Raw genomic sequence first — 19,633 nt, 5'->3', positions numbered from 1 at the left:
CGCGGCAATGAGCCGTGAATTGCGCTAGAATACGACCACCTGGCTATGGCGTGTCGAACGGAGAGGTCTTTTGTCGATGCGTGGAAAAGTCATTCTGTCGTTGCTGGCGGTCGCCTGTGCGGGTGCGGCCTGGCTCTATCTGTCGCCGGACGCGCTGAACAAGGCCCAGCAGATCATCGGCACAAAGCAGGCCGCCGCGACAGACAAGCCGGCAGCCGACAAGGCGGGCGGCAAACAGGGCGGTGGCGGCAATGGTGCCCGTTCGGCTTCTATCGTTTCGGCGACGGCAACGACGGCTGACTTTCCGGTCCGCCGCTATGCCATCGGCTTCGTCTCCTCTCCGGCCGTGGTCAACATCAACGCGCGCGTCTCCAGCCAGATCGTGTCGATCGACGTCAAGGACGGGCAGATGGTGAAGGCAGGCGACCTCCTGTTCTCGCTCGACGACCGGGCGCTGAAGGCGCAACTCGCCAAGGACCAGGCAGCGCTTGCCAAGGATCAGGCGCTGCTTGCCAGCTCGAATTCCGACCTTCAGCGCGCCAAGGACCTCGTCGCCAAGCAGGCCGGTACGCAGCAGACCTACGACCAGGCCGTTGCCGCGCAGAAGGCGGCGGCGGCGACCGTCGATGCCGACAAGGCAACGATCGACGCGGACAATGTCCAGCTCGGCTTTGCCGCCATCGCCGCGCCGATCGCCGGCAGGCTGGGTGCGGTGAATGTCGCCGTCGGCGACCTCGTGACTGTCAGCAACGGTAACAGCAGCACGGCGACGCCACTGGTGACCATCACCCAGATGGACCCCTTGCAGGTCAACTTCAATCTGCCGGAAAGCAACCTTGCGCTGCTGCACGAGGCGCTTGCCAATCCGCAGCAGAACGCGGTGACGTTGACCCAAAGCGGCGACCCGACGCCGATCGGCAAGGGGACGCTCGATTTCGTGGATTCCAGCGTCGACACCGCGTCGGGCACGATCGCCACACGGGCAAGCATTCCCAATGCCGATCTTTCCTTGTGGCCCGGCCAGTATGTGAACGTCGTCCTTGACGCCGGCATCATGCCGCAGATGACCTCGGTTCCGACCGTCGCGGTCCAGCCCAGCCAGAAGGGACCGTTCGTCTATGTGGTCAAGCCGGACAACACGGTCGAGATGCGGCCAGTGCAGGTGGCGCTGACCGAAGGCCAAAACAGCGCCATCAGCCAGGGGCTGAAAAGCGGCGAGAGGGTTGTCACCGAGGGCCAGACAAAGCTGAAGGACGGCGCTGCGGTGCATGAAGGCAAGGAAGCGCCCAAGGTCGCCCAGGCCAGCAACGCCGGCGAGGCAGGCCAATGATCCCCGAATTCTGCATCCGCAGGCCAGTCGCCACCCTTCTGATGTCGTTCGCCCTCGTGCTGGGCGGGCTGTTCGCGTACAAATTCCTGCCGGTCGCCGCATTGCCGAGCGCCGAATTTCCGGTGGTCAACGTCTCGGCCTCACTGCCTGGCGCGTCGCCGGAAACCATGGCCACATCGGTGGCGACGCCGCTGATCAAGCAGTTCGCCACCATCGCCGGCATCGATTCCATCTCGACCACCAACGCGCTCGGCCAGACCTCGATCGCCATCCAATTCGTCCTCAACCGGAATATCGATGCGGCCGCGGCCGACGTGCAAGCCGCGATCGCGCGCACCCAGAAATCACTGCCGCCGCAGATGACGTCGCCGCCGAGCTATCGGAAGGTCAATCCGGCCGATGCGCCTATCCTGCTGATGTCGCTGGTCAGCGATACGGTTCCGCTGACCGACCTCGATGCCTTCGCCGAAAACGTCATCTCGCCGTCGCTGTCGACCATCGACGGCGTCGCGCAGGTGTCGATCTTCGGCCAGCAGAAATACGCAGTGCGCGTCCAGATCGATCCGACCGCGCTTGCCGCGCGGGGCATTTCTATCGATCAGCTGCAAGCGGCTGTGGCTTCGGCCAACAGCAACACGCCGCTCGGCGTGCTGCAGAACAACAAGCAGCAGCTGACCATCACCGCCAACACGCAGCTTACCGGTGCGGCCGGCTTCTCCAACCTCATCATCGCCACCAAGAACGGTCACCCGGTGCGGCTGGGCGAGGTGACCCGTGTCGTCGATTCGGTGCAGACCACCACGACCGCAAGCTGGTACGATGGTACCCGCGCGATCATCATGGCAGTGCAACGCCAGCCCGACGCCAATACGGTCGACGTCGTCGACAAGGTCAAGGCGATGCTGCCGTCCTTCCAGAACCAGATGCCGGCCGCCGCCCAGATCAAGCTGCTCAACGACCGCTCGAGCTCGATCCGCCAGGCCGTCGACGACGTGCAGTTCACGCTGCTGTTGACCATCGCGCTGGTGGTCCTGGTGATCTTCGTGTTCCTGCGCCGGGTGACGGCGACCATCATCCCGGCCGTGGCGGTGCCGATCTCGCTGATCGCCACGCTCGGCGCGATGTTCCTGTTCGGCTTTTCCATCGACAACATCTCGCTGATGGGCCTGACGCTCGCCGTCGGCCTCGTCGTCGACGATGCCATCGTGATGCTCGAAAACATCTTCCGCCACATGGAAGAGGACGGGCTGTCGGCCTTCGATGCGTCGCTGAAGGGCGCGCGCGAGATCGGCTTCACCATCATCTCGATCTCGATCTCGCTGGTGGCGGTGTTCATCCCGGTGCTCCTGATGGGCGGCGTGATCGGGCGCATCTTCAACGAGTTCGCCGTGGTGGTGACCGTCGCCATCCTGGCCTCGATGTTCGTGTCGCTGACGCTGACGCCGATGCTGTGCTCGCGGCTGCTGTCGGTGACCAAGGCCGACCGCGAGGCGCACGGCGCCGGCCACAAGCGCGAGTTCATCACGCGCGGCTATGACTGGATCCTGAGCTTCTGTCTACGGCACACCTTCCTGGTGTTCCTCGTCTTCATCGGCACCGCGGCAGCCTCGGTGTGGCTGATCGAGGTCTCGCCGAAGGGCTTCTTCCCGCAGGAGGATATCGGCCAGATTTCGGTGACCACGATCGCGCGCCAGGACATTTCGTTTGACGCCATGGCCAAGCTGCAAGGGCAGGTGGCCAGCGTGTTCTCGAAGTCGCCCTATGTCGACCACGTGGCGTGGTCGGCGGGCAGTGGCAACAATGCCCTCAACCAGGGGCAGCTCTTCGTCCAGCTCAAGGGCAAGGACCTGCGTCCCGATATCGAGAAGGTGCTTTCGGACCTGCGCAAGCAACTGGCCGGCGTGGCGGGCATCGAGACCTACATGCAGCCGGTGCAGAATCTGCGGCTCGGTTCGCGGTCGTCGGCCAGTGCCTACCAGCTCGTGGTTCAGGGCCTCGATACCGGACAGACCGATATCTGGGCGCAGAAGATGAATGACGCGATGGCGGCCGACCATGCGACCTTCGCCGATGTCACCAGCGACCTGCAGAACAATGCGTTGCAGGCGTCGCTGGTGGTGGATCGCGACAAGGCCGCGCAGCTCGGCATCGACACCGACACGCTCCGCTCGGCGCTTTATGGCGGGTTCGGCACCGACCAGGTTTCAACGATCTTCGGCTCGGCCGACAGCTACGAAGTCATCACCGAACTCGATCCCAAGATCGAATGGTCGCCGGAGCGGATGCTCGCCATCCAGATGCGGACGGCGAGCGGCAGCCTGGTGCCGCTCGGCGCCTTCGCCCGGGTCGATCGCACGGCCGGCGCCTTGACGGTCAATCAGCTCGGCCAGCTTCCGGCCGTGACCATCTCCTACAACCTGCCGCAGGGCGTGGCGCTGGGCGACAGTGTGAAACGCATCGACGCGCTGAAAGAACAGATCGGCATGCCGGCAGCGATCTCCACGACCTTCGCCGGCACGGCCAAGACCTTCCAGGATTCGCTCGCCAACCAGGGCCTGCTGGTCGGCGGCGCCATCCTGACCATCTATATCGTGCTCGGCATTCTGTATGAGAGCTTCATCCACCCGCTCACCATCTTGACGGGCCTCCCGTCGGCTGTGCTCGGGGCGGTTGTCGCCTTGCGCTTCGCCGGCATGGATCTGTCCGTCATCGCGGTGATCGGCATCCTGATGCTGATCGGCATCGTCAAGAAGAACGGCATCATGATGGTCGATGTCGCGCTTGAACTGCGACGAGAAGGCATGTCGGCCACGGACTCGATCCACAAGGCCTGCCTGATGCGGTTCAGGCCGATCATGATGACGACGCTGGCAGCACTGATGGGCACGTTCCCGATCGCGCTCGGCACCGGCGCCAGCGCGGAACTTCGCCAGCCGCTGGGCGTAGCCGTTGTCGGTGGCTTGCTCGCTTCGCAAGCGCTGACTTTGTTCGTGACGCCGGTGATCTATGTCTACATGGAGAATTTCTCGGGCTGGCTGGTCGGGCTCATGCCGAAGCGCAAAGCCGAGTTGCATCTGGTCGAAGAGGGCGATCAGCCTTCGCTGTTCGGCACCAATGACGACATCCCGGGCGAGCCACAGAAGACGGCCGCCGAGTAGCGGGCGGACAAAGCTCCGGTCCCTGTTGGCCCAAGCCATGGAGCTTGCGGCCGGCGGATCGGAACCGTAATTTGCGGCCATGTCCCACGATCATGACCACGACAACGAACTCGATCCGTTTGCCGCGCGGGTGCGGGCGCTGGAAACCATCCTGACCCGCAAGGGGCTGATCGATCCGGCCGCGATCGACATCATCGTCGATACCTACGAGACGAAGATCGGCCCGCGCAACGGTGCCAGGGTAGTGGCCAAGGCCTGGAGCGATCCCGCCTTTGCCGAGTGGCTGAAGCGCGACGCGACGGGGGCGATCGGGTCGCTGAGCTATACCGGCCGGCAAGGCGAGCACATGCAGGCGGTGTTCAACACCGGGGACACCCACAACCTCGTCGTCTGCACGCTGTGTTCCTGTTATCCGTGGTCGGTGCTTGGCTTGCCGCCGGTGTGGTACAAGGCGCCGCCCTATCGGTCGCGCGCGGTGATCGATCCGCGCGGCGTGCTCGAGGAATTCGGGCTGGTGCTGCCGGCCGGGACGAAGATACGCGTCTGGGATTCGACGGCGGAACTGCGCTATCTCGTCGTGCCAATGCGGCCGGAGGGTACCGAAGGCTGGAGCGAGGAGCGGCTGGCGGAACTGGTGAGCCGCGATGCCATGATCGGCACCGCGCTGGCGAGTCAACGGGCATGAACGGGCCGCAAGATCTCGGCGGACAGATGGGATTCGGGCCGGTCGCGCCCGAAAAGGATGAACCCTATTTCCATGCTCCGTGGGAGCGGCGGGCGCTCGGCGTGACGCTCTGCGCCGGCGGCATGGGCGCCTGGAACATCGACGAGAGCCGGCACGCGCGGGAATCGCTGCATCCGGCCGACTATTACAGCTCCAGCTACTATCAGATCTGGATCAAGGCACTGGAGATCCTGCTCAAGCGGCACGGCTTCGTCAGCGAACGCGACCTCGGGGCAGGCGAGGCGATCGATCCGGCGGCGACTCCGAAACGGGTGCTGAAGGCGGAAAACGTTCCGGCTGTACTGGCCAAGGGAGGTCCGTGTGACCGGCCGGTCGAGACAGCGCCGCGCTTCAAGGCTGGTGATTCGGTGCGGACCAAAAACTTCAATCCGACCGGCCATACCAGGCTGCCGCGCTATGCGCGCGACAAGAACGGGACGATCGAGGCCGTGCGCGACGGCTTCGTCTTCCCCGACAGCAACGCGCATGGGCAGGGCGAGAATCCGCAATGGGTCTATACCGTGGTTTTCGACGGCACGGAAATCTGGGGCGAGGGCGCCGACCCGACACTGACCGTCTCGATCGACGCCTGGGAGAGCTATCTTGAACCGGCGTGAAGTGAAGGGGCCTGCCGCCGGTTTGCCCGCCGGGCTCGACGCACCGGTTTTCGCCGCGCCATGGCAGGCCGAAGCCTTCGCCATGACGGTGGCGCTGCACGACAAGGGCCTGTTTTCGTGGAGCGAGTGGGCGGATGCCCTGTCCGCCGAGGTGAAGAAGCCAGATGCCGCGGCGGACGGCCATGATTACTACGAGCATTGGCTGGCGGCGCTTGAAACCCTGCTTGCTTCCAAGGGGCTGGCCGCCAAGCCTGACGTCGATGCGATGGCGCGGGCCTGGGAGCGTGCCGCGCACGCCACGCCGCATGGCAAGCCGATCCTGCTGGACAACGACCCGCGCGCTGCCAACTGAATGCAGGCTGTTTCGTTCCCTTTACGTTCTTGATTGCGGCTGATAGCCTGGAACCACGGGGGGAGTTCGCCGCCCGCTATGTTGATGCTGGTGGCGGCTATCTTGTGTTTGCCTCGCGAATCCGGTCACACGATTAGATGGAATTTTCACCCCAACAGGATGAGGCGCTGCAAGCGGTCGCCCGCTGGCTGAAGACCGGCAAGCCGCAGCTGTTCCGGCTGTTCGGCTATGCCGGCACCGGCAAGACGACGCTGGCGCGCTATTTCGCCGAACATGTTGACGGCCAGGTGCAGTTCGCCGCCTTCACCGGCAAAGCGGCGCAAGTGCTGCGCTCCAAGGGCGCGGTCAACGCCCGCACCATCCATTCGCTGATCTATAGGCCCAAGGGCGAGGAATCGGTGGCCGACGAGGTGACCGGAAAGACGTCGATGTCGCCGACCTTTTCGCTCAACCGGCAGAGCCCGATCTCGCGCGCGAAACTGGTCGTCATCGACGAATGCTCGATGGTCGACGAACAGCTCGGCCGTGACCTGATGAGTTTCGGCACGCCGATCTTGGTGCTGGGCGATCCCGGCCAGTTGCCGCCGATCTCGGGCGGCGGCTTCTTCACCGATCACGAGCCCGACTTTCTGCTGACCGAGATCCACCGGCAGGCGCGCGACAATCCGATCCTGCGGCTGGCGCTCGATGTGCGCGAGGGCCGCGAATTCATGCGCGGCGACTATGGCAGCGCGCAGGTGATCGGCAAGGAAGACGTCAACCAGGAACTGGTGCTGAGGGCTGATCAGGTGCTGGTCGGCACCAACCGGACGCGGCGGCGCTATAACCAGCGCCTGCGCGAGTTGAAGGGCTTCAATGCGGATTACCCACAAGCGGGCGACAAGCTGGTGTGCCTGCGCAACGACCCAGCCAAAGGCCTGCTCAACGGCTCGCTGTGGAAGGTGATGACCTCGTCGCGCGAGACGGTGAAGCCCGGCATCAACCTTCTGGTGTCGCCCGAGGAGGACGATCCGGATCGTGGCGTCGCCAAGATCAAGCTGCTCAAGGCGGCGTTCGAGGATCCGGACGCCGAAATCCCCTGGCAGCAGAAGAAGCGCTTCGATGATTTCGACTATGGCTATGCGCTGACCGTGCACAAGGCGCAGGGTTCGCAGTGGAACGAGATCGTGCTGTTCGACGAAAGCTGGGCCTTCAAGGAAACGCGCCAGCGTTGGCTTTATACAGCCATCACCCGGGCCGCTGAACGACTGACGATCGTCAGATAGAAGGGGTCGGCGGGTAGGTGGAAAACCGTTTCATCCTCTTTCTGGAGCGGCCGTGGCCTCCTGGCCCGTCGGTCGCGCCCCGAGCCATTCCCAGGCAGCAGCTTCGTCCTCGATCTGGAAATGCCTGAATTCGACGGGCGACGAAGCGGGCAAGGCGCGCCGTGCGTTCGGCGTCCAGTCAGGGGCGCCGATCGCCGCGCAACGGCCAATATGTTCCAATGCGTGGACGGCACCCTTCTTGATGGTCTCATCGGAGATGTCCGCCCAGTCGACGCCCTCGTGATCGACTATGCGCACGGCCACGTCAATTCTCTGATGGAGCAAATAGGCCGCCTCGAGCAGGCCGAACAGGTTCTCGGCATCGGCGGCCGAGACATGGCCAACCACATCGATGGCAAAGAGGTCGTCGCGGCTGGTATCGATGCGGCGGATCGCCGGCACGGATTGGAGGAAATTCAAGGTAGCGCCTCCTTTTCGTGGAGTATGTTGGTCTTCTGGAACACCGGAAAGGCCCTATCTGTTCCCGTTAAAGACGCTATAGATGCGCCGTCTCAAATGCGCCGTGCCGGAACGAATGAGCGTGGCGCGCCTCGATAGCCTGTTTCACGGACGCCAGCCCATGCCCGCCAAGCTTTCCGTCAACCTCAACGCCATCGCCATGCTGCGCAACCGGCGCGACCTGCCATGGCCCAGCGTAATCGGCGTCGGCCGCCTTGCCCTTGCCGCCGGAGCGCATGGGCTGACGGTGCATCCGCGCCCCGACGAACGTCACACCCGGCATTCCGACCTGCCCCAGATCAGGGCGCTGATCGACGACGAATTCCCGCAGGCGGAATTCAACATCGAGGGCTACCCAAACGAGGATTTCCTGGCGCTTGTGGAGAAGCACCAGCCTGAGCAGGTGACGCTGGTGCCCGACGATCCCTCTCAGGCAACCTCCGACCATGGCTGGAACTTTATCGCCGATGCGGCGTTCCTGGCGCCGATCGTCAAGCGTCTGAAGAAGGGCGGTTTCAGGGTCTCGCTGTTTTCCGATGCCGATCCCGCCGGCATGGCGGCCGCGCGCGACACGGGCGCCGATCGTATCGAACTCTATACTGGTCCTTATGGCAGCTACCACTCCGATTCCGGTAAGGCGTCCAAGGAATTGGAAAGGCTGGGAAAAACCGCTGACGCGGCGTTTGCCGCCGGTCTCCAGGTCAATGCCGGGCACGATCTGACGGTGGCCAATCTGCCCGCGCTGGCAAAGCGCATTCCGGCATTGGCCGAAGTGTCGATCGGACATGGGTTGACAGCCGACGCGTTGGAGTATGGCATGGCCGGCACAGTGGGCCGGTTCCTCAGGGCTTGCGGCTGGTAGGGGGTAATGCTTCGTATTGGTATGGCAGCCATCGCGTGCATTTGATATCGTGTCGCAGCATGGATAAAGCACCGCGCGCTAGTCGGAGAGTGGTCGATGGCCCTTGCCAATAGCGGGAGCGAGGCTGAAACCGTTGAGCAATCGAGCCATGCCGCGGTCGAGCAGCACAGCACCAAGGTTCTGATGCTGGGCGCGCTCGGTGTCGTCTATGGCGACATAGGCACGAGTCCGATCTACGCCTTCCGAGAGGCGCTTCACGCTTCGCCCGGCATCGCAACGCGCGTTCACGTGCTTGGCGTGCTGTCGCTGATCGTCTGGGCGCTGACGATCATCGTGACCATCAAATACGTCGCCTTCGTGCTTCGTGCCGACAACAAGGGCGAAGGCGGCACGCTGTCGCTGATGTCGTTGGCACGCAGCGCCTATCCCAAAGGCGCCCGGCTGATCCTTGTGATCGGCCTTTGCGGCGCGGCGCTGTTTTTCGGCGATTCGATCATAACGCCGGCCATCTCGGTGCTGTCGGCGGTCGAAGGCCTGACCGTGGTGACCCCAACGCTGGGCGCCTATGTCGTGCCGATCACGCTGGTCATCCTTGCCATCCTGTTCTCCGTGCAACGCTTCGGCACGGGAAAGGTGGCGGCGGTGTTCGGGCCGGTGACGGCGCTGTGGTTCCTGGCCATCGGCGTTGCCGGCATCTATCATTTGAAGGATGATCCATCGGTCCTGCTTGCCATCAATCCCTATTACGCGGTCGCTTATCTGGCCAGCACACCGACCGCCGCCTTTGTCACCGTCGGCGCCGTGTTCCTGGCGGTAACCGGGGCTGAGGCGCTTTATGTCGATCTCGGCCATTTCGGACGCAAGCCGATCGTGCTGGCATGGTTTTCCGTGGTTTTCCCCTGCCTGCTGCTCAACTATTTCGGGCAGGGCTCCTTTGTGCTCGCCCATGGCGGGAAACCGACCAATCCGTTCTTCCAGATGTTGCCTGACTGGGCACTGATGCCGATGGTGGGACTTGCAACGGCCGCGACGGTCATTGCCAGCCAAGCGGTCATTTCAGGGGCTTTTTCGCTGACCCGCCAGGCGGTGCAGCTCAATCTTCTGCCGCGCATCGAGGTGCAGCATACGTCGGAAATGCAGTCCGGGCAGATCTACATGCCGCGTGTCAACCTGCTCATCGCGATGGGGGTGATGCTGCTGGTCGTCGGTTTCGGCAGTTCGAGTTCGCTGGCGTCCGCCTATGGCATCTCGGTGACCGGCGAAATGCTGATGACGACGATCCTGCTGTTCGTGGTGATGCGCAAGATGTGGAAATGGAAGCTGGCGCTGGCCCTGGCGCTGACCCTGCTGTTCGGCGTCATCGACAGCGGCTTCTTCCTGGCCAATGTCGTGAAGATCGTGGAAGGCGGCTGGGTCTCGATCACCGTTGCCTGCCTGATGGGGCTGATCATGTGGACGTGGATACGCGGCACCCGCTATCTCTTCGACAAGACCCGCCGCAACGAAATCCCGCTCGATTTCCTGGCCGGCAATCTGTTGAAGAAGAAGCCGCAGCTGGTGTCGGGCACCGCGGTGTTCCTGACCAGCGATCCGCTCAGCGCGCCGACCGCGCTGATGCACAGCCTCAAGCACTACAAGGTGCTGCACGAGCAGAACGTCATCCTTTCGGTGGTGACGGCGCCGCAGCCCGTCGTGCCCGACAGCGAACGCGTCAAGATGGAGACGGTCAACGAGTTGTTCATGCGGGTGACGCTGACCTTCGGCTACATGGAACAGCCCAACATTCCGCGCGCGCTGGCGATCTGCCGCAAGCAGGGCTGGAAGTTCGACATCATGACGACGTCGTTCTTCCTGTCGCGGCGGTCGCTGAAAGCCTCGCCCAATTCAGGCATGCCGGTGTGGCAGGACCGGCTGTTCATCGGCTTGGCGCGCTCGGCGGCCGACGCGACGGAGTATTTCCAGATACCCACCGGCCGCGTCGTTGAAATCGGCACGCAGGTCGCCATTTAACAGACACGTGCTCGCCGGCCCGCGGGTTTTGCCATGGGTCCGGACATGAGCCCGCGAATGTCGCATTGACCGGCATTCGCTCGAATTCGCCCACAAGAAGCCGCGCGCTGCCAACATGAGTGCCATAACGTTACGGCACTTGATATTGCATTGCAGCAAGCGTAGAGCACCGCGCGTTTATCGGAGTGTCGTACATGGCCCTTGCCAGTGCTGGTAGTGAGGCAGAACCCGTCGACCAATCGAGCCATCCCGAAATCGAACAGCACAGCACCAAGGTGTTGATGCTGGGCGCGCTCGGCGTGGTCTATGGCGATATCGGAACCAGCCCGATATATGCATTCCGCGAGGCGCTGGTCGCGTCGTCGGGCGGGCAAGTTGCCGACCGTGGCGATATTCTTGGTGTTCTGTCGCTGATCATCTGGTCGCTGACGATCATCGTCACCATCAAATACATCATGTTCGTGCTGCGCGCCGACAATCGCGGCGAGGGCGGTGTGCTGTCGCTGATGGCGCTGGCCCGCGGCAGTTTTCCGAAGCGCTCGGCGCTGATGCTCGGCATTGGCATCGTCGGCGCCTCGCTGTTTTTCGGCGACGCGGTCATCACGCCGGCGATTTCGGTGCTGTCGGCGGTCGAGGGCATGAATGTCGTCACCCCCACCTTCCAGCCCTATGTCGTGCCGCTGACGCTGGTCATCCTCGCCATGGTATTCGCGGTTCAGCGTTTCGGTACCGGTGGCGTGGGGCTGGTCTTCGGCCCGGTGACCGCGATCTGGTTCCTGGCCATCGGCCTTTCCGGTCTCAAGCACATCATCGCCGATCCGGAAATCCTGTGGGCGATCAGTCCGCACTATATCGTCGCCTTCCTGATCCATTCGCCCGACGTCGCCTTCGTCACCATCGGCGCCATCTTCCTTGCCGTGACCGGCGCGGAAGCGCTCTATGCCGATCTCGGCCATTTCGGCCGCAAGCCGATCGTGCTTGCCTGGCTTTCGATCGTGTTCCCCTGCCTGCTGTTGAATTATGCCGGGCAGGGCGCCTTCGTGCTGGCGAAGAACGGTGTGGTCGGGCACCCGTTCTTCGAGATGAACGAGGGTTGGACGCTGATCCCGATGGTGGTGCTGGCGACGGCGGCTACCGTCATCGCCAGCCAGGCGGTCATTTCAGGGGCTTTTTCGCTGACCCGCCAGGCGGTGCAGCTCAACATGTTGCCTCGGCTGGAAATCCTGCACACATCGGAAAAGCAGTCCGGCCAGATCTACATGCCGCGCGTCAATCTTCTGCTGGCCCTGGTGGTGATGATGCTGGTGGTCGGCTTCGGCGAATCGAGCAAGCTGGCCTCCGCCTACGGCATCTCGGTAACCGGCAACATGCTGGTGACGACGGTGCTGCTCTATGTGATCATGACCCGTATCTGGAAGTGGAAGCTGTCGGTGGCGATCCCGCTCACCGTGCTGTTCGCCTTCATCGATGTCGGCTTCTTCGCCTCCAACATCGTCAAGGTGTTCGAAGGCGGCTGGGCGTCGCTGGTCGTGGCCTTCACCATCGTGCTGGGCATGTGGACTTGGGTGCGCGGCAGCCGCTATCTCTTCAACAAGACGCGCCGCAACGAGATCCCGCTCGATTTCCTTGCAGGCAATCTGCTGAAGAAGAAGCCGCAGCTGGTATCCGGCACCGCGGTGTTCCTGACCAGCGATCCGCTCAGTGCGCCGACCGCCTTGATGCACAGCCTCAAGCACTACAAGGTTCTGCACGAGCAGAACGTTATCCTTTCGGTGGTGACTGCCCCTCAGCCGGTGGTGCCCGACAGCGAGCGCGTCAAGATGGAGACGGTCAACGAGCTGTTCATGCGGGTGACGCTGACTTTCGGCTATATGGAACAGCCCAACATTCCCCGCGCACTGGCGATCTGCCGCAAGCAGGGCTGGAAGTTCGACATTATGACGACGTCCTTCTTCCTGTCGCGGCGCTCGCTCAAGGCCTCGCCCAATTCCGGCATGCCGCTATGGCAGGACCGGCTGTTCATCGGCCTGGCGCGTACGGCGGCGGATGCGACGGAGTATTTCCAGATCCCGACCGGCCGTGTGGTAGAAATCGGCACGCAGGTGGCGATCTGACGAGGTCGATCGCCTCGGCCTGAACGGGGAGGCTGAGATGGGCGGCGAATTGGTGCTTGTCACAGGCGGATCGGGTTTCCTCGGTGCACATTGTATTCTTGCCCTGCTGAAGGCGGGCTATCGCGTGCGCACGACGGTGCGCGCCGCCAAGCGCGAAGCCGACGTTATCGCCATGCTCAAGGCCGGCGGCGGCGAGCCGGGCGACAGGCTTTCCTTTGCCATCGCCGACCTCATGAGCGATGCCGGCTGGCCCGACGCTATCGCCGGCTGCGACTATGTCCTGCATGTCGCGTCACCGTTCCCGCCCGGTGTGCCGAAGCATCAGGATGACCTGATCATCCCGGCTCGCGAAGGCGCCTTGCGCGTGCTCAGGGCGGCGCGAGACGCCGGCGTCAAACGCGTCGTGCTGACATCGTCCTTCGCCGCCATCGGCTATGGCAAGATGCCGCCCGGCGGCCGGCCCTTCACCGAGGAGAGCTGGACCGATCCAACGGCCAAGGTCAGCGCCTATGTTAAGTCGAAGACGCTCGCCGAAAGCGCGGCCTGGGATTTCATCGCCGCCGAGGGTGGCAAGCTGGAGTTGGCCGTCGTCAATCCGGTCGGCATTTTCGGACCAGTGCTCGGGTCCGACCATTCGACCTCCACCGAATTTGTCCAGCGCATGCTGAATGGTGCCATGCCTGGGTTGCCGCGCCTGTCCTTCGGTGTGGTCGACGCGCGCGACGTGGCGGACCTGCATGTGCGCGCAATGACCAATCCCGCCGCCAGTGGCGAGCGCTTCCTGGCCGTTGCCGGCGATTTCATGACCGTGCGGGAGATCGCCCAGACGGTGAAAACGCGGCTCGGCGCTGCCGCCTCGCGGGTCACGACGCGGGAGCTTCCCGATTGGTTGGTGCGGGTGGTGGGGCTGTTCAACGCGGAAGCCGCGCAACTCGTGACGGAACTCGGCAAGGTCAAGAACGCCACCAGCGCCAAGGCGGTGCGCATGCTCGGCTGGGCGCCGCGCTCGCGCGAGGACGCGCTGGCCGCCACCGCGGAAAGCCTGGTGCGGCTCGGGCTGGTCAAAACGCCGAAATAGCGCGGCGGGAGAAAGACTTCCCGCCGCGCTGGTTTCAGCCTGCCAATGCGGACTTGTTGGCCTCGAGGAACTGCTTCAGTGGTACTGACTTCCGGCCGGAAAGTGTCTCTATCGAGTCCGTTACCATGCCAAGGTCGCCGGCGCGCGTGGCGGCGTCGAAGGACACGAGAAGCCGGGCGATGGGCTCGGGAAGGCCTGCGCTCTTCATCCCCTCGGTCAAGGCTTCGTCCGAGAGCTGAATGACCTGGATCGGCTTGCCGGTGACTTCGGTGACAAGTGCCGCGACTTCGGCTGACGTATAGGCCCTGGGGCCGGTCAGCGTATACGTCTGGCTTTCGGTGTTGTCCGAAGCCAGCCCCGCGGCTATGGCGGCGGCGAGATCGTCACGCGCGCCATAGGAAATGGCGCCGTCGGCCGCGGACGTATACCATTGGCCCGATGCGAGGATTTGCGGCATCGCCATGAACAGGTTCTCGTCGTACCAGCCATTGCGGAAGATGGTGTAGGGGATGCCGCTCGCCTTGATCGCCTGTTCGGTATCGTAATGGTCGGGCGCAAAGAGCACCGGCGAACCCGGCTCCGTGTTGGGCAGCGAGGTGTAGAGCAGGTGGCCGACGCCAGCCTGCCTAGCCGCCGCCACGGCGGCAAGCTGCTGCTCGCGCCGCTTTCCCTGGATCGCCAGCTCGTTGGTCGAAATGATGAGCGCCCGATCGGCGCCCGCGAAGGCTTGGGCAAGCGAGGCCCGATCGTCGAAGTCGGCCTCGCGAACCGTGACGCCGCGCGCCGACAGGTCGGCAAGATTGGCGGGCGTGCGGGTCGTGGCGATGATCCGGGCCGCCGGCACCTCGAATGTGTCCAGCAGATGGTTGATGACGCTGCGGCCGAGTTGGCCGGACGCGCCGGTGACGAGAAGAGTTGCGGTCATGGAGGATCCTGACATTGCGCCGGAAGGGCGGTTCGGGTGGCGGTCTCAAAAAGAGACCAGCACTAAAATAGGAATTGACCCACCGCCGTAAAGAAGGCAGTTTTTGGGGAGGTAGGCACACGCAGGGAACCAGTCATGGACAGCCGGACCGTCAATCTGAAATCCAAACTCGAAGTCTACAAAGCGATGACCGAAGGCGGAAACATTGCCGATTGCCCGGTCCGTGACGTCATTCAGGGGCTCAATGGTAAATGGAGTTCGCTGTTGACGGCGGCCCTGGCAGAGCAGCCCTATCGCTTCGGCGAGCTGCGGCGGCTGGTTCCCGACATTTCGCAGCGCATGCTGACCCAGACGCTCTATGATCTGCAGCGCGACGGCTATGTGCGTCGCGAGGTGTTTCCGACCAAGCCGCCCAGTGTCGAATACAGCCTGACCGACCTTGGGCGCTCGATGTTCGACGCTTTGCAGCATTTGTTGAATTGGGCTGAAAACAACCACGACGCGGTGCGCGACGCGCGCACTTCCTTTGATTCGACACAGGTTTGACCCAGCCGGTTAGCATTCGGTATCGCGACTTGATTTCATCCGGCGGCTGAAGGATTGTCCCGGCCAGTGCGGCTTGGGGGCAACAGCATTTCCTACGATATCGCAATTGCAGGCGCCGGTCCGGCTGGGCTGGCCATGGCGCTCTATCTCAGACGTACCGGGCACCGCGTCACCATCTTCGAGCGCTTTGAGGAACCGAAGCCGGTCGGCTCCGGGTTGATCCTGCAGCCGACCGGATTGACGGTGCTTGCCGATCTCGGCCTGCTCGACGACATCATGGCACTGGGCAGCAGGATCGACCGGCTGCATGGCGCCGATGCCTCGACCGGCCGCACCGTGCTCGACGTCCGCTACGACGCCCAGCACGGCGGTCGCTTCGGCCTGGCGGTGCACCGGGCGGCTCTGTTCGGCGTGCTGTTTCGCGCTGCCCGGCGTGAGACCATCGCCATCGAAACCGGCGTCGAAATCGAGACTTTGGACACCGGCGACCGGGCGACGCTGGTCCGTGGCAATGGACGAAGGGCGGGGCCGTTCGATCTTGTCGTCGACGCCAGCGGTTCGCGTTCGAAACTGCGGCAGTGCGCCGGCAATGCCGGGGCGCCACGACCACTCACCTATGGCGCATTCTGGGCATCGCTCGGCTGGCGCGGCGAGGGCTTTTGACGAGCACGCGCTTCTGCAGCGCTACGACAAGGCCAGCGTGATGATCGGCGTGCTGCCGATCGGCCGGCCGGAACCCGATGCCGAAAGGATGGCGGCCTTCTTCTGGAGCCTGAAACCGGCGGATGCCGATGCCGTGCGCAACCTTGGCATCGATGCCTGGAAGGAGCGGGTGGTGCGGCTGTGGCCGCAAGCCGAGGCGTTCACCAGCCAGATCGGCAGTTTCGACCAGCTCTCGCTGGCCCGCTATGGCCATCACACGATGAAGTCTCCGGTTGGCCGGCGGTTGGCCGTGGTCGGCGACGCCGCGCATTCGACCAGTCCGCAGCTTGGCCAGGGCGCCAACATGGCGCTGCTCGACGCCGCGGCGCTCAGCCATGCGCTGGCGCGAACGGGCAGCGTCGAGGCTGCTCTCGAAGGCTATGCGAAAGCGCGGCGCTGGCATGTGCGGGCCTTCCAGGCGCTGTCGCTGGCATTCACGCCCTTCTACCAGTCGGACTCCGTGGCGCTGCCTTTCATCCGCGACAGGCTGGTGGCGACGATTGCCAAGATTCCGCCGGCGCCGCGGTTCCTGGTCTCGATGGTGGCCGGCACGGTGATCGATCCGTTCAGGCGAGCTGGGCTTGCCGAAGCGCGCTGGCCGGATCGCGTTGCCGAATGAGGCTCGATAGAAAAGACCCCTTCGCCCACAGGAAAGCATGCAGGCGCTGCGGATAGTCCGGCGCCACGGCTTGCCCGATCGACCGGCGGTCGCTCAACGCTTTGCGCCAGGCCTGGACAAGCGGCTTGCCGTCCAGGATGCCGAAATCGCCGATCCTGTCGAAAGCGTCGAGATAGCGGAAGACCGGCCCGTAAACGGCATCGACGAGGGAAAAGCGGCTGCCAGCGAACCATGGCCCGCTCCGCAGGGTATCGTTAGCGAGTTCAGCCTCAATGCAGTCAAACATCGCCGACAGCGCGCTGGACTCGGCGAGGAATCCAGCCTCGCTCGGCGCTGAATAGAACCGGCCGATGGCGTTGAGGATGGCTGAGCCATACTCGATCCAGGCACGGTGCCGGGCGCGGGCATAAGGGTCGGCAGGGTGGAGCGGATTGGCCTGCGTTTCCTCGAGGAATTCGAGGATGACCGCGGATTCGAAGATTATCGTCTCGCCGCCATTTTGCCGTACGCGCAGCAGCGGCACCTTGCCGAGCGGCGAGAGCGCCTTGAACCAGGCCGGTTTGTCGGCAAGGTCGATGTCGATCCGCTCGAAGGGCACACCTTTCTCGGCCAGCGAGATCGCGGCGCGCTGGACATAGGGGCAGAGCGGATGGCTGACGAGAACGAGGGTGTCGGCGGGTTTCATAGGAATGTGCCTTTCAACATCGATGCAATTGCATTTATGTAGATGCATATGCATTGGTCGTCAAGCTTGATGCATCTGCATCTATCGCCTAGGGTGGGCCATGACCGAAAGAGCCAAGCCTTCGCCGGATGCCATCAAGGCCTGGGCCCGCCTGATGCGGGTTTCGCGCCAACTGATGGAACGGGCCGAAGACGCGCTGAAGGAGGGCGGCCTGCCGCCGCTCGCCTGGTACGATGTGCTGCACGAGCTTGCCGAGGTGGGCGAGGGCGGCTTGCGGCCGTTTCAATTGATCGAACGCACCCTGTTCGCGCAGTACAACATCTCGCGTCTATTGGCCCGGCTCGAGGCCGACGGGCTGGTCGAGAAACTGCCGGTGGCCGATGATGGCCGCGGCCAGACCATCCGCGTCACGGCCAAGGGACGGGAGACGCGCCGCCGCATGTGGGCGGTTTACGGCAGGTCGATCGAGGAATTGGTTGGCGCGAAGCTGTCGTCGGTCGAATTAAATACGTTTTCGGCAATGCTCGGCCGGCTGCGCAATCCGCCGCTCGCGGACTAATCTTTGTCGCCTATTCGAAATCAGAGTAGCCGGAACAGTCGGCTAGGCAAAACCCGACCTCCGCCTAGACAGACGAGTCCAAATACTGAATTGACGATTTCGTACTCCGGTGTGCTCAGGAATTTAGACTGAACATGGACCTCGCAAGGTTTGCGCCAGATCAGAAGCGGATATCCGAGCCGCGAGGATCTGGGCAAAAGGGAGCGGTCGCGCATTTGCAGTGTGACGCCCCAGTTATGGATTGGCCTCGCGCTCACGACATCCATCCACCTGACCGACAAGCCAGAGCGATGGTCGATCAGCCCCTGTTTGTCGATAGTCAAAACTGGTTCATTCGATCGGGCGTCCTGGAAGGAAAAAAGCGCGGCAGCCGATGCAAGCGGGACCAGCCCAAGGGCGAAAAGTCCAAACAGCGTTAACGCCATGTCTTCAAATAACGTTCGGTGGATCTGGGGAGTGCCGAGAAACAACGTCAACGCGGCAATGGCCATTATGAGCGCAACGAATGTCCAGACAGCGCCGACGACGATGGTCATTCGTCTGTTCACATATGCCGTAACCGGAAGCTGGACCACTGCTGGCGGGACCACGGATTTCCGGAAAGTGGGCTCGCCTGGAATGATTATGAATTGGTCAGCGTCGGATGGCGTTACAGTCTGCATCGCTCGTTCGGAAATTCACGTGGCGCTTGGTCAAGAATTACTTTCCCGCATTACCGCCAGATTTACAATAAGGCATGGCTTTGTAGGTTTCGATCCCTTCTACGGTAGATCGCCGCACCGAACGTCCCGGGGAGCTCGCTGCGGCGAAAGGGCTTGCATACGCCGACACAATACGTCATAGAAATTCCGAACCGTAACGTACGGTACGGCAGGTCGAATTCACGCCCAGCTTTGTCGTGCCGAGGGAAGAGCGTGTTGCACAGCGTGCCCGACATCGACAACAGCGAGGCACTGACGGAGCGGCAGCAGGCCGTCCTGGACGCAGCGCTGCGGTTGCTGGTCGAGGAGGGCGATCATCTGACCATGACCGCCGTGGCGCGTCGCGCGAGCTGCTCGAAGGAAACACTCTACAAATGGTTCGGCCATCGCGACGGGCTCTTGACGGCGACCGTGCAGTGGCAGGCCTCGAAAGTGCGGGTGGCTTCGGTCGACGGCAAGGGGCTTGACCTTGCCTCGCTCACGGCGAGCCTGGAGCGCTTTGCCTCCGACTGGTTGAAGGTGATCTCCAGCGATACCTCGATCGCGCTCAATAGGGTGGCGGTTGGTCATGCGGGGTCGGGTAAGGACAACCTCGGCGCCGTCGTGCTGGAGAATGGGCGCTTTGCACTGGCCAAGCGGCTGAAGCCGGTGCTGGAAGCCGGCCGGCAGGCGGGGCTCCTTGAATTTGCGGATGCCGAGACGGCATTCCGTACCTTTTTCGGGCTGGTTGGCCGGGATGTGCAGATCCGTCTGCTGCTCGGTGACCGGCTGGAATTGACTGAGGCGGCGATCGGCGGCGATGCCGCGCGCGCGACGCAACAGTTTCTCGCTCTTTTCGGAGCAAAAACCGGGCCTCAAGGCCTTTGATCTTCAAAACGGGAAGGAAGT

The 19,633-nt window shown here is 63.3% G+C and carries 17 protein-coding genes and 1 pseudogene; 14 read left to right on the top strand and 4 right to left on the bottom strand.

What is annotated here, in order from left to right; all coding sequences use genetic code 11:
• Positions 1-76 precede the first annotated feature (76 nt).
• The 6 genes from FJ492_RS04960 (at position 77) to FJ492_RS04935 (ending at position 7,446) form a co-directional block, all read left to right on the top strand.
• Positions 77-1,330, top strand: a complete 1,254-nt coding sequence (locus FJ492_RS04960; RefSeq protein ID WP_140768781.1) for an efflux RND transporter periplasmic adaptor subunit — start codon at positions 77-79, stop codon at positions 1,328-1,330.
• Positions 1,327-4,488, top strand: coding sequence for an efflux RND transporter permease subunit (locus tag FJ492_RS04955; RefSeq protein WP_140768779.1), 3,162 nt, complete (start codon positions 1,327-1,329; stop codon positions 4,486-4,488). The genes FJ492_RS04960 and FJ492_RS04955 overlap by 4 nt, the downstream gene beginning before the upstream one ends.
• 79 nt (positions 4,489-4,567) lie before the next feature.
• Entirely contained in the window at positions 4,568-5,173 is a 606-nt protein-coding gene (gene nthA / locus FJ492_RS04950; RefSeq protein ID WP_140768777.1) for a nitrile hydratase subunit alpha, read from the top strand.
• Positions 5,170-5,829, top strand: a complete 660-nt coding sequence (nthB, locus tag FJ492_RS04945) for a nitrile hydratase subunit beta (RefSeq protein WP_140502513.1) — start codon at positions 5,170-5,172, stop codon at positions 5,827-5,829. Before nthA ends, nthB begins: the two co-directional genes overlap by 4 nt.
• The gene (locus FJ492_RS04940; protein WP_181166581.1) at positions 5,816-6,181 is read left to right on the top strand and encodes a nitrile hydratase accessory protein; all 366 of its coding nucleotides are present in this window, start codon (positions 5,816-5,818) and stop codon (positions 6,179-6,181) included. The genes nthB and FJ492_RS04940 overlap by 14 nt, the downstream gene beginning before the upstream one ends.
• Before the next feature lie 137 nt (positions 6,182-6,318).
• Positions 6,319-7,446: an ATP-dependent RecD-like DNA helicase gene (locus FJ492_RS04935; protein WP_027146532.1), complete on the top strand. Its 1,128-nt coding sequence runs from the start codon at positions 6,319-6,321 to the stop codon at positions 7,444-7,446.
• A gap of 30 nt (positions 7,447-7,476) precedes the next feature.
• Here FJ492_RS04935 and FJ492_RS04930 read toward each other — a convergent pair whose 3' ends face one another.
• Positions 7,477-7,905, bottom strand: coding sequence for an STAS/SEC14 domain-containing protein (locus FJ492_RS04930; protein ID WP_140715939.1), 429 nt, complete (start codon positions 7,903-7,905; stop codon positions 7,477-7,479).
• A gap of 160 nt (positions 7,906-8,065) precedes the next feature.
• Here FJ492_RS04930 and FJ492_RS04925 point away from each other — a divergent pair, with 160 nt between their 5' ends.
• From FJ492_RS04925 to FJ492_RS04910, 4 genes are all read left to right on the top strand, one after another.
• Complete coding sequence (locus FJ492_RS04925) at positions 8,066-8,806, top strand: pyridoxine 5'-phosphate synthase (RefSeq protein ID WP_140769003.1); 741 nt, start codon at positions 8,066-8,068, stop codon at positions 8,804-8,806.
• Positions 8,807-8,902: 96 nt separating this feature from the next.
• Positions 8,903-10,816: a potassium transporter Kup gene (locus FJ492_RS04920; protein WP_140747322.1), complete on the top strand. Its 1,914-nt coding sequence runs from the start codon at positions 8,903-8,905 to the stop codon at positions 10,814-10,816.
• 194 nt (positions 10,817-11,010) lie between these two features.
• Positions 11,011-12,930, top strand: a complete 1,920-nt coding sequence (locus tag FJ492_RS04915) for a potassium transporter Kup (protein WP_140715947.1) — start codon at positions 11,011-11,013, stop codon at positions 12,928-12,930.
• Between the two features lie 37 nt (positions 12,931-12,967).
• Positions 12,968-14,008, top strand: a complete 1,041-nt coding sequence (locus FJ492_RS04910) for an aldehyde reductase (protein WP_140768775.1) — start codon at positions 12,968-12,970, stop codon at positions 14,006-14,008.
• Between the two features lie 34 nt (positions 14,009-14,042).
• On the opposite strand, the gene FJ492_RS04905 is transcribed toward FJ492_RS04910, so the two are convergent.
• Positions 14,043-14,933 carry an SDR family oxidoreductase gene (locus FJ492_RS04905; protein WP_140768773.1) on the bottom strand — a complete coding sequence of 297 codons (891 nt, stop codon included), beginning with the start codon at positions 14,931-14,933 and terminating at the stop codon, positions 14,043-14,045.
• Between the two features lie 135 nt (positions 14,934-15,068).
• Here FJ492_RS04905 and FJ492_RS04900 point away from each other — a divergent pair, with 135 nt between their 5' ends.
• Positions 15,069-15,479 carry a helix-turn-helix domain-containing protein gene (locus FJ492_RS04900; RefSeq protein ID WP_140768771.1) on the top strand — a complete coding sequence of 137 codons (411 nt, stop codon included), beginning with the start codon at positions 15,069-15,071 and terminating at the stop codon, positions 15,477-15,479.
• A 54-nt stretch (positions 15,480-15,533) separates the two neighbouring features.
• A pseudogene (locus tag FJ492_RS04895) lies at positions 15,534-16,800 on the top strand (NAD(P)/FAD-dependent oxidoreductase).
• Here FJ492_RS04895 and FJ492_RS04890 read toward each other — a convergent pair.
• The gene (locus tag FJ492_RS04890; protein ID WP_140768769.1) at positions 16,748-17,485 is read right to left on the bottom strand and encodes a glutathione S-transferase family protein; all 738 of its coding nucleotides are present in this window, start codon (positions 17,483-17,485) and stop codon (positions 16,748-16,750) included. The pseudogene FJ492_RS04895 and the gene FJ492_RS04890 overlap by 53 nt on opposite strands.
• Before the next feature lie 100 nt (positions 17,486-17,585).
• On the opposite strand from FJ492_RS04890, the gene FJ492_RS04885 reads away from it, so the two are divergent.
• Positions 17,586-18,044: a MarR family transcriptional regulator gene (locus FJ492_RS04885; protein ID WP_140768767.1), complete on the top strand. Its 459-nt coding sequence runs from the start codon at positions 17,586-17,588 to the stop codon at positions 18,042-18,044.
• A 20-nt stretch (positions 18,045-18,064) separates the two neighbouring features.
• Here FJ492_RS04885 and FJ492_RS04880 read toward each other — a convergent pair whose 3' ends face one another.
• Entirely contained in the window at positions 18,065-18,580 is a 516-nt protein-coding gene (locus FJ492_RS04880) for a hypothetical protein (RefSeq protein WP_140768765.1), read from the bottom strand.
• Positions 18,581-18,958: 378 nt separating this feature from the next.
• On the opposite strand from FJ492_RS04880, the gene FJ492_RS04875 reads away from it, so the two are divergent.
• Positions 18,959-19,612, top strand: coding sequence for a TetR/AcrR family transcriptional regulator (locus tag FJ492_RS04875; RefSeq protein ID WP_181166580.1), 654 nt, complete (start codon positions 18,959-18,961; stop codon positions 19,610-19,612).
• The last annotated feature ends 21 nt before the right edge of the window (positions 19,613-19,633 follow it).

The sequence above is a fragment of the Mesorhizobium sp. B2-5-4 genome (genome assembly GCF_006441095.1).
Lineage (GTDB): Bacteria > Pseudomonadota > Alphaproteobacteria > Rhizobiales > Rhizobiaceae > Mesorhizobium > Mesorhizobium salmacidum.
This window is presented reverse-complemented; position numbering and strand designations above follow the sequence as displayed.